Origin of the sequence: Streptomyces sp. N35 (assembly GCF_016464295.1) — a bacterium.
Classification (GTDB): Bacteria; Actinomycetota; Actinomycetes; order Streptomycetales; family Streptomycetaceae; genus Streptomyces.
Genome location: NZ_JAEIMH010000143.1, coordinates 1 through 13,194 on the forward strand (window position 1 = coordinate 1; position 13,194 = coordinate 13,194).

At 72.9% G+C, this 13,194-nt stretch carries 11 protein-coding genes and 1 tRNA gene; 3 read left to right on the plus strand and 9 right to left on the minus strand.

The window, feature by feature from the left end; all coding sequences use genetic code 11:
• A tRNA-Val gene (locus tag JAO81_RS40170) sits at window positions 1-70 on the plus strand.
• Between the two features lie 89 nt (window positions 71-159).
• Here JAO81_RS40170 and JAO81_RS40175 read toward each other — a convergent pair.
• The 4 genes from JAO81_RS40175 to JAO81_RS40190 all read right to left on the minus strand — a co-directional run bounded on the left by JAO81_RS40175 (window position 160) and on the right by JAO81_RS40190 (window position 2,314).
• Entirely contained in the window at window positions 160-447 is a 288-nt protein-coding gene (locus JAO81_RS40175) for a zf-TFIIB domain-containing protein (protein WP_199552956.1), read from the minus strand.
• Between the two features lie 85 nt (window positions 448-532).
• On the minus strand, window positions 533-1,477 hold the full coding sequence (locus JAO81_RS40180) for an aminoglycoside phosphotransferase family protein (protein ID WP_199552957.1): 945 nt from the start codon (window positions 1,475-1,477) through the stop codon (window positions 533-535).
• Between the two features lie 178 nt (window positions 1,478-1,655).
• A complete protein-coding gene (locus JAO81_RS40185; protein WP_165330499.1) occupies window positions 1,656-1,862 on the minus strand; it encodes a hypothetical protein in 207 nt (68 codons plus the stop codon).
• Between the two features lie 188 nt (window positions 1,863-2,050).
• A complete protein-coding gene (locus JAO81_RS40190) occupies window positions 2,051-2,314 on the minus strand; it encodes a hypothetical protein (protein WP_165330498.1) in 264 nt (87 codons plus the stop codon).
• 203 nt (window positions 2,315-2,517) lie between these two features.
• Here JAO81_RS40190 and JAO81_RS40195 point away from each other — a divergent pair, with 203 nt between their 5' ends.
• Window positions 2,518-3,819 (plus strand): serine/threonine-protein kinase, encoded by a 1,302-nt coding sequence (locus JAO81_RS40195; RefSeq protein WP_199552958.1) that lies wholly within the window; start codon window positions 2,518-2,520, stop codon window positions 3,817-3,819.
• Between the two features lie 104 nt (window positions 3,820-3,923).
• Complete coding sequence (locus JAO81_RS40200) at window positions 3,924-4,448, plus strand: hypothetical protein (RefSeq protein ID WP_199552959.1); 525 nt, start codon at window positions 3,924-3,926, stop codon at window positions 4,446-4,448.
• Window positions 4,449-4,463: 15 nt separating this feature from the next.
• Here the strand turns inward: JAO81_RS40200 and JAO81_RS40205 are convergent, their stop codons facing one another.
• The 5 genes from JAO81_RS40205 to JAO81_RS40225 form a co-directional block, all read right to left on the minus strand.
• A complete protein-coding gene (locus JAO81_RS40205; protein ID WP_199552960.1) occupies window positions 4,464-5,282 on the minus strand; it encodes an RNA methyltransferase in 819 nt (272 codons plus the stop codon).
• 54 nt (window positions 5,283-5,336) lie between these two features.
• Window positions 5,337-6,563, minus strand: coding sequence for a uroporphyrinogen-III C-methyltransferase (cobA, locus tag JAO81_RS40210; RefSeq protein ID WP_199552961.1), 1,227 nt, complete (start codon window positions 6,561-6,563; stop codon window positions 5,337-5,339).
• 149 nt (window positions 6,564-6,712) lie between these two features.
• The gene (gene cobT, locus JAO81_RS40215; RefSeq protein WP_199552962.1) at window positions 6,713-10,624 is read right to left on the minus strand and encodes a nicotinate-nucleotide--dimethylbenzimidazole phosphoribosyltransferase; all 3,912 of its coding nucleotides are present in this window, start codon (window positions 10,622-10,624) and stop codon (window positions 6,713-6,715) included.
• A gap of 503 nt (window positions 10,625-11,127) precedes the next feature.
• Entirely contained in the window at window positions 11,128-12,336 is a 1,209-nt protein-coding gene (cbiE, locus tag JAO81_RS40220) for a precorrin-6y C5,15-methyltransferase (decarboxylating) subunit CbiE (protein WP_199552963.1), read from the minus strand.
• 91 nt (window positions 12,337-12,427) lie between these two features.
• Complete coding sequence (locus JAO81_RS40225; protein WP_199552964.1) at window positions 12,428-13,075, minus strand: GNAT family N-acetyltransferase; 648 nt, start codon at window positions 13,073-13,075, stop codon at window positions 12,428-12,430.
• Between the last annotated feature and the right edge of the window lie 119 nt (window positions 13,076-13,194).

Below are 13,194 nucleotides of genomic sequence, written 5' to 3' on the forward strand. Positions count from 1 at the left end.
GCGATTAGCTCAGCGGGAGAGCGCTTCCCTGACACGGAAGAGGTCACTGGTTCAATCCCAGTATCGCGCACCGGCAAGAAGCCCCCGGCCTGATCGGCCGGGGGCTTCTTCGTGCTTCGGGCTCACTGAACCGGGCTCAGCGAACCGGGCCAAGGGCGCTCAGGAGGAGAAGAGCATCCGCCCGAAGTTCTTGTTCTTGTGGTGGCCGTGGTGGCCGTAGTGGCCGCCCTGGTTCCCGCCGTGATGCGGGGTCCCCCAGGCCGGGCCGGGCGGCGCCGGGGCGGGGGCCGGCGGCGGAACCTGCTGGGACCACTGGGATTCGAGGCGGGTCAGCGACTCCAGCTCGCCGTAGTCCAGGAATATCCCGCGGCAGCCGCTGCACTGCTCGATCTGAACGCCATTGCGGTTGTACGTGTGCATCGGTGCATGGCACTTGGGGCACTGCATCGTGGGCTCAACTCCTCGCCGGTCGTGACGGTTTCACCGGAATCCTTGCCCGGCTTCGGTCTCCCGCAGACTACTTCGGGGATCTTCAGGTCAACTCGGCGGGTAGCGCGGCAATACGGTCACAGGCCCGCACCACCGTCTCCTCCACCTCGTCGAGCGCTCTGTTCTCGCGTACGGCCTTCGCGACGGCGAGGGCGGCGGTCTGGACGGTGAGGGCCTTGGCGGGCACGTCGAGTGCGGGCCAGGGGTCTTCGTCGGCGGGCACGGCGGGACCGCCGGCCGCGCGGTAGGCGCCGAGGAAGCGGGCCCACTCGTCGGGCAGGAGAAGACCGGCCGCGTACCAGGCGGCGGGTCGGGCGAGGTCCCAGGCGGGGTCGCCGGCGCCCAGGTCGTCGATGTCGATGAGCAGCCAGCGGCCCTCGAGGCGCACGAGCTGGCCGAGGTGGAGGTCGCCGTGGCAGAGCGCCGCGGCATGCGTCAGGGGCGCTTCGGCACGGGCCCAGGCGGGGAGCGCGGCCCAGGCGCGCTCGATGACGGCGGCTGCGGGGTGGCGCGCCGCTTCCCGCGCAGGGGAGAGGGCGGCTCGCATACGGGATACGGCGCGGGCGGCTTTCAGGGGGCCGCGCATGGGAGGGAGGGGCCCCGGCAGTACGTCGACGGGCGTGCTGTGGAGGCGGGCGAGCAGTTCGGCGGCCGCTTCCCAGGGTGCGCGCTCGGGGTGCTCGGGGTCGACGGGGGTGCCGTGCGGCCAGTACGTGAGGGGGCGGCCGTCGCATTCCGTCCGCAGGCTCGGGAGCGGTGCCAGCAGGATGCCCGTGAGCGCCGGGTGTGCGGCGACGGCGAGTTGGACGTCGAGCCGGGCCCTTTCCGTATCGGAGGCGTGGGCTTTGACGACGAGTTCGCCGTGCCGCACCACGGTGCCGTCGGACCGGTCGGCGAGGACGGGGGTGCTGCAGGCGCAGTCCTGCGGCGCCGCGTGCGCCCGCACCCGCGCCGCGGTGCCCAGCGCCCGGACCAGCTCTGCGGACACGGCTCCCCCAAAGGTCGTACGTACTGCGGGCAGGGTACGCGTCGTGCCCCGAGCAGCACACAGCCCGCGCAGCTCCCCAGCTGCGCGGGCCCTTTGTGCCGTCCGCCGCACCCCCGTCCCCACGGGGTTATGGCCGTGTGTCCCCGCCCGGACCGCTCTTCCGGGCCTGGGGCGCCGCTCAGCGCCCCAGCATCACGCCCACGGACGACGCCTGTGTGACCACTGCTTCCCAGCCGCCGAAGACGACGACGAGCAGGGCCGCCAGGGGAAGCACCATGGCCGTGGCCACCAGCGGGTGGCGCCGGCCGGAACGGCTGCCGCTGAACGCGGCATATGCCTTACGTCCCTGCGTGCGGATCATCGCCCGCGCTACCGTGTCCGCCATGGTCCCTCTCCTGTCATGTCTGGCAGCGGCGAGTGTCTGACCTCGGGGGACGAGTGCTGCACTCGCCGCTTGACTTCAAATCTAGGGGCGCGGGCCGCCCCGGTCGTCATGCCCTCGTACCGATTACCGGGCCTCCTGCAGGAGGACCCCCGCGCCCCTTTCGTACTCCCCTGGGTGGAGACGGGGTCCTAGGACTTGGGGTCTTCCCGGAGGGGTCGCTGTTCCTCGGAGGCGTGTTCGCGCGGCACCGGCTGCTCGACCAGCGCGAGGACGCGGGTGGCCATGAAGCGGGCTGTGCGCACCACGGAGCCGCTGCGCGTGACTTCGCTCACTTCGACCACACCCCGGCGTACCGCGGTTTCCACCCGGCGGCCGGCCCGGCTGGCCACCACCTCGTAGGTCCTCGTCGTGTCCCCGGCGTCCACGACTATCTCGACTCGATCGCCCTTCATACGCCCAATCCCCCTTCTGCGACGGCCCGTTGATGAACCGGGCACCCCGAACGGCCCTGGTCCGCAACTTTTCTGACCACTCCTCAAGTCTCCCACCCGGCACTGACAATCGATCTGTCGCCGAAGGCGCGGCCTATGCGCGCGAATGAGCGCGAATACGTAAGCTGTGGCTCGTCATTCATGAGGGCGGCCAGGCAGCGGGGATGGACATGGCGATGATGCGGCTCCGGCGCGAGGATCCGCGGGTCGTCGGCTCGTTCAGGCTCCACCGGAGGCTTGGCGCGGGCGGGATGGGCGTCGTCTATCTCGGCTCCGACCGGCGGGGGCAGCGGGTCGCGTTGAAGGTGATCCGGCCGGATCTGGCGGAGGATCAGGAGTTCCGTTCGCGGTTCGCCCGTGAGGTGTCGGCGGCACGCAGGATCCGCGGCGGCTGTACGGCCCGGCTGGTGGCGGCCGATCTCGAGGCGGACCGGCCGTGGTTCGCGACGCAGTACGTGCCCGGGCCTTCGCTGCACGACAAGGTGGCCGACGAGGGCCCGCTCACGGCGGCCGAGGTGGCCGCGGTGGGTTCGGCGCTGTCCGAGGGCCTTGTCGCCGTGCACGAGGCCGGTGTGGTGCACCGTGATCTCAAGCCGTCCAACATCCTGCTCTCGCCCAAGGGCCCCCGGATCATCGACTTCGGTATCGCCTGGGCGACGGGTGCGTCCACGCTGACCCATGTCGGTACGGCCGTCGGCTCGCCCGGCTTCCTCGCGCCCGAGCAGGTGCGCGGGCAGGCGGTGACGGCGGCGACGGATGTGTTCTCGCTGGGCGCGACCCTCGCGTACGCGGCGATGGGCGACTCGCCCTTCGGGCACGGCAGTTCCGAGGTGATGCTCTACCGCGTGGTGCACGAGGAGGCGCAGCTGCAGGGAGTGCCTGATGCCCTGTCGCCGCTGATCCGGGCGTGCCTCGCGAAGGATCCCGAGGAGCGGCCGAGCACGCTGCAGCTGTCGATGCGGCTGAAGGAGATCGCCTCGCGTGAGGCGCAGTCCCCCACCGACATCCGGCCGCCGGCGCCCCGGCTCGATGTGGACCGGCCGACGGCTCGGGTGGACGAGCGGACGCAGTCCGCTTCGCAGTCCCAGAGCCGTCCCGCCCCCGAGCGTCCGCGCCGGCCCGGTCCCACTCCCCCGCCGTCCGGCGGCGGTGCCAGGCCGCCCGCGGCCCGGCGGGCCCCGGCGCCGCGTGCGTCGCGTCCAGGGACGGGCAACAGGCCTGCGCCGCGCAGTGGTTCGGGACGTCCTGCCCCCCGTACGACGGGCACGGGCCGCCGCGTGCCGGCCAATCCGCGGCTGCTGCGGCAGCGGCTGTTCGTGTTCGTGGTGGTCACGCTGCTGGTGGCGCTGGGGATCGCGGCGGCTCAGGGGTGCCAGGGGCCGGCTCAAGGGCTGCGGCAGATCGGTGGGATGAGTTCCGGGGTGCAGGTCCCGGTGCCCGGTCCGGCGGAAGTCGATCAGGGCTGAGGACGGATGCGTACGGCTGTCGGCGGCGGCTGCGTACCGCAGCCTGACCGGCCTCGTACCACCGCAAGCGCGAAGAAATACGACGAGGGATCCATGGGGCGGGAATGAAGCAGTCCGACGGCGCGGTGGCCGAGCTGGTGGATGACTGGGAGAGCCTGCGGGAGGGGTACTTCCCCGGCGACCGGGACGCGAAGGACGCCTGCGTACTCGACTGTGTGGACGCGCTGACCGCTGCCCGGAGCGGCGGGGATACCGCGCGCGCCGCATTTCACGCGCTCGGGCTGGTCCAGATGTACGGCTATGTGGCCTGGGAGCCCGGGCCCGGTGTCGAGGAACGGGTCGTCGCGGCGCTGCTCGACGTGGTGACCGCCGCGCGCGGGGTCGGCTGTGCGCACGAGGGGCATCCCGGCGAGGACGATGTGGAGTCCCTGCTCGAGCGGTTCCCGGAGGTCCTGCCGCTGATCGTCGACCCGTCGGACGACGGCTGGCAGGGCATCGAGGGCTTCGACGACTCGGACGGCGAGATCGAGGACGGTGCCGCCGCGGCGGCCGTGTGGCGGTGTCCGGTCAACATCGCGGCGTTCGCCCGCGAGGCCGTCCTCAACATCCGCCCGGACGCTGTCGTCTGACGGACGGACTGCGGGTCAGCCCTGCGGCCGGCCTGCCGTCACCGCGTAGAACGCCACGGCCGCGGCGGCGCCCACGTTGAGCGAGTCGACGCCGTGGGCCATCGGGATGCGGACCCATTCGTCGGCCGCCACGAGGGCCTGGGTGGAGAGGCCGTCGCCTTCCGCACCCAGCATCAGTGCGACGCGGTCCATACGGTGCGGGGCCATGTCGTCGAGCGTGGCGGCCTTCTCGTCCGGGGTGAGGGCGAGGAGGTTGAAGCCCGCTTCCCGTACGGTCTCCAGGGACTTGGGCCAGGACTCCAGGCGTGCGTACGGGACGGAGAAGACCGCGCCCATCGACACCTTCACCGAGCGGCGGTAGAGCGGGTCCGCGCAGTCCGGTGAGAGCAGGACCGCGTCCATGCCGAGGGCGGCGGCGGAACGGAAGATGGCGCCGATGTTGGTGTGATCGTTGACCGCTTCCATCACGGCGACGCGGCGGGCCGTCGTGAGGAGTTCCTCGGGGGTCGGGAGCGGTTTGCGCTGCATCGAGGCGAGGGCGCCGCGGTGCACGTGGTAGCCGGTGACCCGTTCGGCCAGCTCGGGGCTGACCGCGTAGACGGGCGCGGGGAGTTCATCGATGACGTCGCGCATGACGTCGACCCACTTGGCGGACAGGAGCATCGAGCGCATCTCGTATCCGGCGTCCTTGGCGCGCCGGATCACCTTCTCGCCCTCGGCGATGAAGAGTCCTTCGGCTGGTTCGCGCTTGCGCCGCAGTTCTACGTCCGTGAGTCCGGTGTAGTCGCGCAGGCGCGGGTCGTCGGGGTCGTCGACATGGATGAGATCGGCCACAGGGTGATACTGCCTTGTCCTCGGTGCGGTGCCAACGGGGCGGGAGAACTTCCGTTACCGCTGGTTACCCGGCCCTACGGTCACAACGTCACCGATGACGATCACCGCAGGCGGGCGGACCTCCTCGGCGGTCACGATCTCCGCGACGGTCGCCAGGGTGGCGTCCACGCGGCGCTGGGTGGCGGTCGTGCCCTCCTGGACGAGGGCCACGGGGGTCCCCGGGGCCCGGCCGCCCGCGATCAAGGTCTCGGCGATCTTGCCGATCTTGTCGACGCCCATGAGGACGACGAGGGTGCCACGGGCCTTGGCGAGCGCCGTCCAGTCGACCAGGGAGCGCTCGTCGTCGGGGGCCACATGGCCGCTGACGACCGTGAACTCATGGGCGACACCCCGGTGCGTGACCGGGATGCCCGCCGCTCCGGGCACGGAGATCGAGCTGGAGATGCCGGGCACGACCGTGCACGGGATGCCGGCCTCGGCGAGCGCCTGGGCCTCCTCCATGCCGCGGCCGAAGACGAAGGGGTCGCCGCCCTTGAGCCGTACGACCGACTTGCCGGCCTTGGCGTGCTCGATCAACGCGTTATTGATGGCCTCCTGGGCCATGAAGCGGCCGTACGGGATCTTCGCGGCGTCGATCACCTCGACGTGCGGCGGGAGTTCGGCGAGCAGGTCGCGCGGGCCGAGCCGGTCCGCGATGACGACGTCCGCCTCGGCCAGGAGCCGGCGGCCGCGGACGGTGATCAGGTCGGGGTCGCCGGGGCCGCCGCCGACCAGGGCGACACCCGGGGTCTTCTGGCGCTGGTGCGGGGCGACGAGGGTGCCGTCGCGCAGGCCCTCGACGACCGCGTCGCGGATGGCGGCGGTGCGGCGGGGGTCGGGGCGGTCGGTGGTGAGGATCGCGACGGTGACGCCCTCGCTGCGGCCGGTCGCCGGGGTCCAGGCGGTGGCGGCGGGGGCGTCGTCGGGGCGTACGCACCAGACGCGCCGGGTCTCGGCCTCGGCACCGGCCGCCTCCGTGGCGGGCGTGTCGCTGGTGGCGATCAGGGCGTACCAGGCGTCGGCAAGATCCCCGAACGCGTAGGGCCTGCGCTCCCAGCGGATCTCGCCGGTGTCCGCCATGGCCTCGACCGAGGGGGTCGCCTCCGGGGAGAACAGCACGATGTCGGGGCCTGCGGCGGGCAGCGCCGGGAGGCGGCGCTGGGCTTCCTGGCCGCCGCCGAGGACGACGACGCGGCGGCCGGTCAGACGGAGACCGACGGGGTACGCGGGGTGTTCGGCCATGGGGAGGCGGCTCCTCGTGCGGAGGGCTGGATGAGCCGCTGCGGCGGTGGAGCAGCTCTGACGTGGGGTGGGTGGTGCGAGTTCAGATTACGGCGAACAGGTCCGAAGGGCGGTGCGGGCACTGCCCGTACCGCCCTCCGCTCACCGTGCTACTTCTCCGTGACTCCGGCGGAGTCGAACGTGGCCACCTCGTGCATCGCACGCGCGGCGGACTGGACAATCGGCAGAGCGAGCAGGGCGCCCGTGCCCTCGCCCAGGCGCAGGTCGAGGTCGACCAGCGGGCGCAGGCCCAGCTTGCCGAGGGCCGCGACGTGGCCGGGCTCCGCGCTGCGGTGGCCCGCGATGCACGCGGCGAGGACCTCGGGGGCGATGGCGCGGGCGACCAGGGCCGCCGCGCCGGCGCTCACGCCGTCCAGGATCACCGGCGTACGCAGGGACGCGCCGCCAAGCAACAGGCCCACCATGGCGGCGTGTTCGAGGCCACCGATGGCCGCGAGGACGCCGATGGGGTCGGCCGGGTCCGGCTGGTGCAGTTCCAGTGCGCGGCGTACGACATCCGTCTTGCGGGCGAGGGTCTCGTCGTTGATGCCGGTGCCGCGGCCCGTCACCTCGGACGGGTCGGCGCCGGTGAAGACGGAGATCAGCGCCGCGGACGCGGTGGTGTTGGCGATGCCCATCTCCCCCGTAAGCAGCGCCTTGTTGCCGGCGGCGACCAGGTCACGGGCCGTCTCGATGCCGACCTCGATGGCCGCCTTGACCTCTTCGCGGGTCAGGGCGGGGCCGGTGGTCATGTCGGCCGTACCGGCGCGGACCTTGCGGGGCAGCAGGCCCGGCGTGGCCGGCAGGTCGGAGGCGACGCCCACGTCGATGACACAGACCTCGGCGCCCACCTGGTTCGCGAACGCGTTGCAGACCGCGCCGCCGCCCAGGAAGTTGGCGACCATCTGGCCGGTGACCTCCTGCGGCCAGGGGGTCACGCCCTGGGCGTGCACCCCGTGGTCGCCCGCGAAGATCGCGACGGCCGCGGGCTCCGGGATCGGCGGCGGGCACATCCGGGACAGGCCCGCGAGCTGCGCGGAGATGATCTCCAGCATGCCGAGCGCGCCCGGCGGCTTGGTCATCCGCTTCTGCCGTTCCCAGGCCTCGCCCAGCGCCTTGGCGTCCAGCGGACGGATGTTGGCCACGGTCTCGGAGAGCAGATCGTGCGGGTCCTCGCCGGGCAGCGCGCGGCGCCCGTACGTCTCCTCGTGCACGACCCACGACAGCGGGCGGCGCTTGGACCAGCCGGCCTGCATCAGCTCGGGCTCGTCCGGGAACTCGTCGACGTACCCGACACAGAGATACGCCACGACCTCCAGGTGCTCGGGCAGTCCGAGCGTGCGCACCATCTCGCGCTCGTCGAAGAAGCTGACCCAGCCGACGCCGAGGCCTTCGGCGCGGGCGGCGAGCCACAGGTTCTCGACGGCGAGCGCGGAGGAGTACGGGGCCATCTGCGGCTGGGTGTGCCGGCCGAGGGTGTGGCGGCCGCCGCGGGTGGGGTCGGCGGTGACCACGATGTTCACCGGGGTGTCGAGGATGGCCTCGATCTTCAGTTCCTTGAACTGCTTCGCACGGCCCTTGGGCAGCGACTTCGCGTATGCCTCGCGCTGGCGCATGGCGAGTTCGTGCATCGTGCGCCGGGTGTCGGCGGAGCGGATGACGATGAAGTCCCACGGCTGGGAGTGACCGACGGAGGGCGCCGTGTGGGCGGCCTCGAGGACGCGGAGCAGCACCTCGTGCGGGATGGGGTCGCTGCGGAAGCCGTTGCGGATGTCGCGGCGCTCGCGCATCACGCGCAGGACGGCCTCGCGCTCGGCGTCGGCGTAGCCGGGGGCAGCGGGGCCCTCGGCGGGTACGTCGGCGTTGTCCGCGGTGTCCAACTCGTCGGCGAACTGGAGGAGTTCGGGGCCCACTTCCTCGGGCTCCTGAGCGGCGGGGGCATCGACCGGCTCGGCGGCCACCGGCTCGGCCTGCCCCTCCGTGGCGGTCTCCTCAGCCGCGTCCTGGGCCTCGGCGACCGACGGCTCCTCCGCGCCCGCCACCTCGGCGACCGACGGCTCCTCCGCGCCCGCCACCTCGGCGTCCGGCGACTCCTCCGCGCCCACCACCTCGGCGTCCGCCGTCGCCTGGTGCTCCGGCTCGCCCTCGCGGGGGGCCGGGACGGCGAACGTGGAGTCGTGGGCGGGCTGCGCCTCGTGCTGCTCGGGCACATCGGACTCGGCGGCCTCGGCCCGCAGCAGCTCGGGCTCGGACGGGGTGGCCGGCTCCTGCTCGGGCGCGGCTGCTTCTGGCGCCGGGGCGCTGGTCTCCTGCGTCGGTACGGGGGTGTCCTGCGTCGGTACGGGAGTGTCCTGCGACGGTACGGGTGCCTCCTGCACAGGTGCGGAGGAGTCCTGGACCGGTACGGCAGCCTCCTGGACCGGTGCTGCCGGCTCCGTCACCGGTACCGCCGACTCCTGCGCACCCGCGGCGGCCGGCTCTTCCGGCAGACGAAGCGGCTGGGGCGGGGTGGGGGCGAGGTGCGGGGTGGACGGGACGACGCCCTCGACGGGGACGAACTCACCAATGGGGCCCGGCTCCTGGGAGTTCAGGCCCAGGGGCATCGCGCCCGCACCGTCGCCGGCCGGCAGGTCGTCGGACGAGGCCGCGGGCATGGGGATCGGCGCGACGGGCGGGTGGCTCTCGCCGCCCGGCTCGGCCGGGCCGGCGGACTGCGGCGGACCGAGGTGGAGCTGCGGAGCGCCGTGAGGCGCGAAGCCCTCGCCGGCCATGGGCTCGACCGGACCCTGACCGGGCTCGCCGTGGGCCGCGTACGCCTGGCCTGCGGCCTCGGCTGTGAGTGCCGAGCCCTGAGCGGCATAGGCGGCACCGGCGTGGACCGGCTCGGGGAGGCTGAACAGCGCGGCGCCCTGCGGGGCCGCCTGGAAGCCCGCCGCTTCCTGTGCGGCGCGGAACGCCTCGACGTCGGGGGTGGCGGGAGTGGCTCCGGCGGGCCGGGCCTGCGGAACGACCGTTTCTGCACCCTGCGCTCGCGAGGGCTGCGGCCAAGGGGTCGCGGCCTGCGCGGGGATCTCGCCGAGCTGGGGGCCGGGAACTTCACCGGGCGCCGCGGGGATCGAGCCGAGCTGCGGTCCGGGGGCGACGGGAGTGCCGTCGGCCTCGCGCGGAATGTCCAGGTACTCGGGTCCTGTGGTCGGCGGTCCCGGCCGGCGCGTCGGCACCGGGCCGGCCGGCGATCCGGCGGGGCCGCGGTCGGCCAGCGAACGGACCGGGCTGGGCGTCGCGGGGCCGGGCGCCGCGGGCGGGCCCCTGTGCAGCGGGCGGCGGACCGGGGCCTCCTTCGGGGCGGGCAGGCGCGCCCCACCGAGGTCCATGGAACCGCTGTCGCGCCCGGCGGCTTCGTGCGCGCCCGGGGCGCTCATGTCCTGCGGCGAAGGCATACCGGTCTCGTGCGCGCCGGCGAAACCGCCGTCGTGCGCACCGGCGAACTCGGCACCGGCCGCGGGGTCATGGTGACCGGCCTCGCCGGCCGGTGCGGCGTCATAGCCACCGGACTCACCGGCCGCGAACGCGGAGCCCGCGACGGGCTGGGCACCGAGCGAAGCCTGACCGTGCGGCGCGGGAGACATCTGCGGGTCCCCGGCCATCGGCGTCCCGGCCGGGGGCGTCCCCATCTGCGGGTTCTCCATCTGAGGAGCCCCGGTCAGGTGGTGGCCGACATGATGGTTGCCGACTTCGTGGTGGCCGACCTGGTGGTTGCCCGCCTGAGGAGTTCCGCCCTGCGAGCCGACCTCACCCATGCCGTACCCGGGCGCAGCGGGATACCCCTCGGGCGTGAACGCCTGACGGTCCTCCGACCATGCGCCCTGCGCCCCCGGCATCAGGAGCAGGTCGTCGTCCTCCGCGGCGGCGCCGGACGGATCGTGGAAGGTGTGCGCACCCGGGGCGGGAACCCCGGGCCGGCCCACCGTGCCTGCGTCCTGAGGCAGTCCCTCGCCCGGGACCTGGCCGGTGTCGGTCATGCGTACCCCTCGCCCATTGGTCGTACTTCTCCTTCGGCCGGCTGCCCGGGCGGTGTACCACCCACCCAAGGACAAGAACGAGCGTGCGCGCCGCGCGGCACGTACGACTCGTCGACAAAGCGCCAAAGGCATCGGCGCCCTAGGCATTGTCGCGGCCGAACCACCGTCGTGACGACTAGATCCACCACAGCCCGCTGTGGACTACGCCACGTCGCGCGTCCTCCGGTCCTGCCGTACCACACACGCCCCAAAACGGGCGCGCTTTCCGGACATTGAAGTACGAAGCGACGAACGCCCGGGAGCAGTACAACGATCGGCCAGCCTACCGCGAGCGGCGGCGCACCAAGGTCGCGGGGCGGATTTACGGCATCTCCTGAGCGGCCCTGACCGGCCGTGCTCCAGGATTCGTCGACTCTGTGAAGTCGGCTCTGTGAAAAGGCCATGTACCGGTCGTGAGCGACCCAGGGTGTGCGCAGTGCGGCCGAAGAGCCGAAAAGCGGTCCTCAATCCCCGGTTCTGCTTGACCGTTCGGCCGAGATGACGAAGGCCACCACACGCTCCAGTTCGCTCCAGGCGCGGGTGTCGAGTTCGACGGACTGCAGCAGCGAGCACTCGACCGCGTAGCCGTGCTCCATCAGGTCCCTGCCGATGAGTTCGGCCTCGTCGCGCGTGGACGCGTGGGTGACGATGCGCTCGGGGCGCCGGTCGGCGACCGCGGAGACCACGGCGGCTCCCCCGCCTCCCACCCGTACGACATCGGGTTCGGGCAGATCTTCCAGTACGTGCGGTGCCGTGCCGTGGACGACCTGCAGCTGGACGCCGAAGCGGCGGGCCACGGCGGTGGTGCGGGCGCAGGAGTCGGCGTCGCGGTCGACGGCGATGGCCGCGGCGCCGAAGCGCGCCGCCCCGGGCCGGGACGCGCCCCCCGCCCCGCCCCTCTCCCCGACCGGATCCCCCCCCCGCCGGCCGAGCCGGGCGAGCTGGGCCGCGCGGACCCGGTCGTTCTCGGCCTCGCCGAGCCCGCCGCCGAACGCGGACGCGGGCAGCGCCCAGCCGCGTGCGGTGCCCGACGTGTCACGGCCGGCGATCCAGCCGGTGTCGGCGGTGACCGGGCCGCCGATCACGATCACGACGTTGGGGTCGCGCCAGGTGCGGTCGGCTGCCTTGTCGGAGGTGAGGACGGTGACCTGCTCACGGGAGGTGCCGAGCTCCTCGCAGATCACGAAGGTGCGCTGGACCGGGCCGAGCAGCAGGCCGAGTTCGGCGGGGCCCGCGCCGGGCGAGGTGAGAACCGCGACCTTGGTATGGGCGCGGCAGACGTTCACCGCTCGGCGCAGGGTGCGGCGGTGGGCGACGACGACCTGGGCGTCGTCCCAGGGCATTCCGGCCCGGGCGAAGGCCTGGGCCACGGACGAGACCGCCGGGACCACCTCGACCTCGAGGCCGAACTCGGGGGCGCGCAAAGTCCGTACGACTCCGAAGAACCCGGGATCGCCATCAGCGAGCACTACGGCCGTACCGCGATGGCGGGCGATGCGCCGGGCGGCGAGCGAGACGCTGCCGAGCCGGATCCGCTCGGCGCGCTCGGGGACCTCGGGCAGCGCGAGGTGGTGGGCGGCACCGGCGACGAGTGTGGCGGCGCCGAGAGCGGAGCGGGCCGCGTCGGTCAGCGGGGTGCCGTCCCAGCCGATCACCGTGACGCGGTCGGCCATGGTCGTCAGTCTCCTGCGGTACTCGGGGGTCGTCGAGGCACGGGTGAGCGTACCTGGTGAGTGCGGGGACCGCCGTGCGCAGGACCGCCGGTCAGTTCCACTCCGAGTACGCCGAGTAGCCGGACGCCTCCGCGAGCTGGTCGGTGACGCCTTCGAGGTCCTCGGGCAGCAGGGACCACACGATGTAGTCGGTACGGAAGTCGGTCCAGGTGCCGTCCTCGCCGCGGGTGCGCGCTATGCAGGCGCCGCGCAGAACCCCCTCGCTGATGCAGCCGATCTTCTGGGCGACCTGCTGCGACGCGGTGTTGTCGGCGGCGGTGCGCAGTTCGATGCGCTCCAGTCGCTGGTCGCGGAAGAGCCACTGCGCGGTGGCGAGGGAGGCCTCGGCGGCATAGCCCTCACCGCGGGCCCAGGGCGCGATGATGTACGACATCTCGGTGGAGCGGACCCGCCAGTTGGTCTTGGCGAGCTGGATGATGCCGACCAGGCGCTGGGTGAGGAACTCGGTGACGGCGAGGTCGAGTCCGCGGCCGGACTCGCGCTCGGTGGGGGCGTACTCGCTGATCCACTTGGCCGCGTCGGCCTCACCGTACGGCTGTGGGACGGCCGTCCATGCCCCGATCATCTCGTCGTTCATCATCTCGGCGAGGCCGGGCGCGTCGGCGTCCTCGAGCGGGCGCAGCACAAGGCGCTCGGTGCTGATGGAGATGTCGGGGAACATCCGGTGAGCCGTGGTCATCGCGCCGCTCCGTCACTACAGGCTGCTGAAGTGTTCAGCATCAGGCCGCACGCGCCGCCAGCCGGCCATTTCACCGCGTGCACGGAAGGTGGCCATGGTCGTCTCGCGTTCCCCGGCCA

Bases quoted from the DNA above. Each gene is read 5' to 3' on its own strand.
- JAO81_RS40200 (WP_199552959.1), top strand. From the start codon at position 3,924: ATGAAGCAGTCCGACGGCGCGGTGGCCGAGCTGGTGGATGACTGGGAG.
- JAO81_RS40195 (WP_199552958.1), top strand. From the start codon at position 2,518: ATGGACATGGCGATGATGCGGCTCCGGCGCGAGGATCCGCGGGTCGTC.
- cobT (WP_199552962.1), bottom strand. From the start codon at position 10,624: ATGACCGACACCGGCCAGGTCCCGGGCGAGGGACTGCCTCAGGACGCA.
- JAO81_RS40185 (WP_165330499.1), bottom strand. From the start codon at position 1,862: ATGGCGGACACGGTAGCGCGGGCGATGATCCGCACGCAGGGACGTAAG.
- JAO81_RS40190 (WP_165330498.1), bottom strand. From the start codon at position 2,314: ATGAAGGGCGATCGAGTCGAGATAGTCGTGGACGCCGGGGACACGACG.
- cobA (WP_199552961.1), bottom strand. From the start codon at position 6,563: ATGGCCGAACACCCCGCGTACCCCGTCGGTCTCCGTCTGACCGGCCGC.
- cbiE (WP_199552963.1), bottom strand. From the start codon at position 12,336: ATGGCCGACCGCGTCACGGTGATCGGCTGGGACGGCACCCCGCTGACC.
- JAO81_RS40225 (WP_199552964.1), bottom strand. From the start codon at position 13,075: ATGACCACGGCTCACCGGATGTTCCCCGACATCTCCATCAGCACCGAG.
- JAO81_RS40175 (WP_199552956.1), bottom strand. From the start codon at position 447: ATGCAGTGCCCCAAGTGCCATGCACCGATGCACACGTACAACCGCAAT.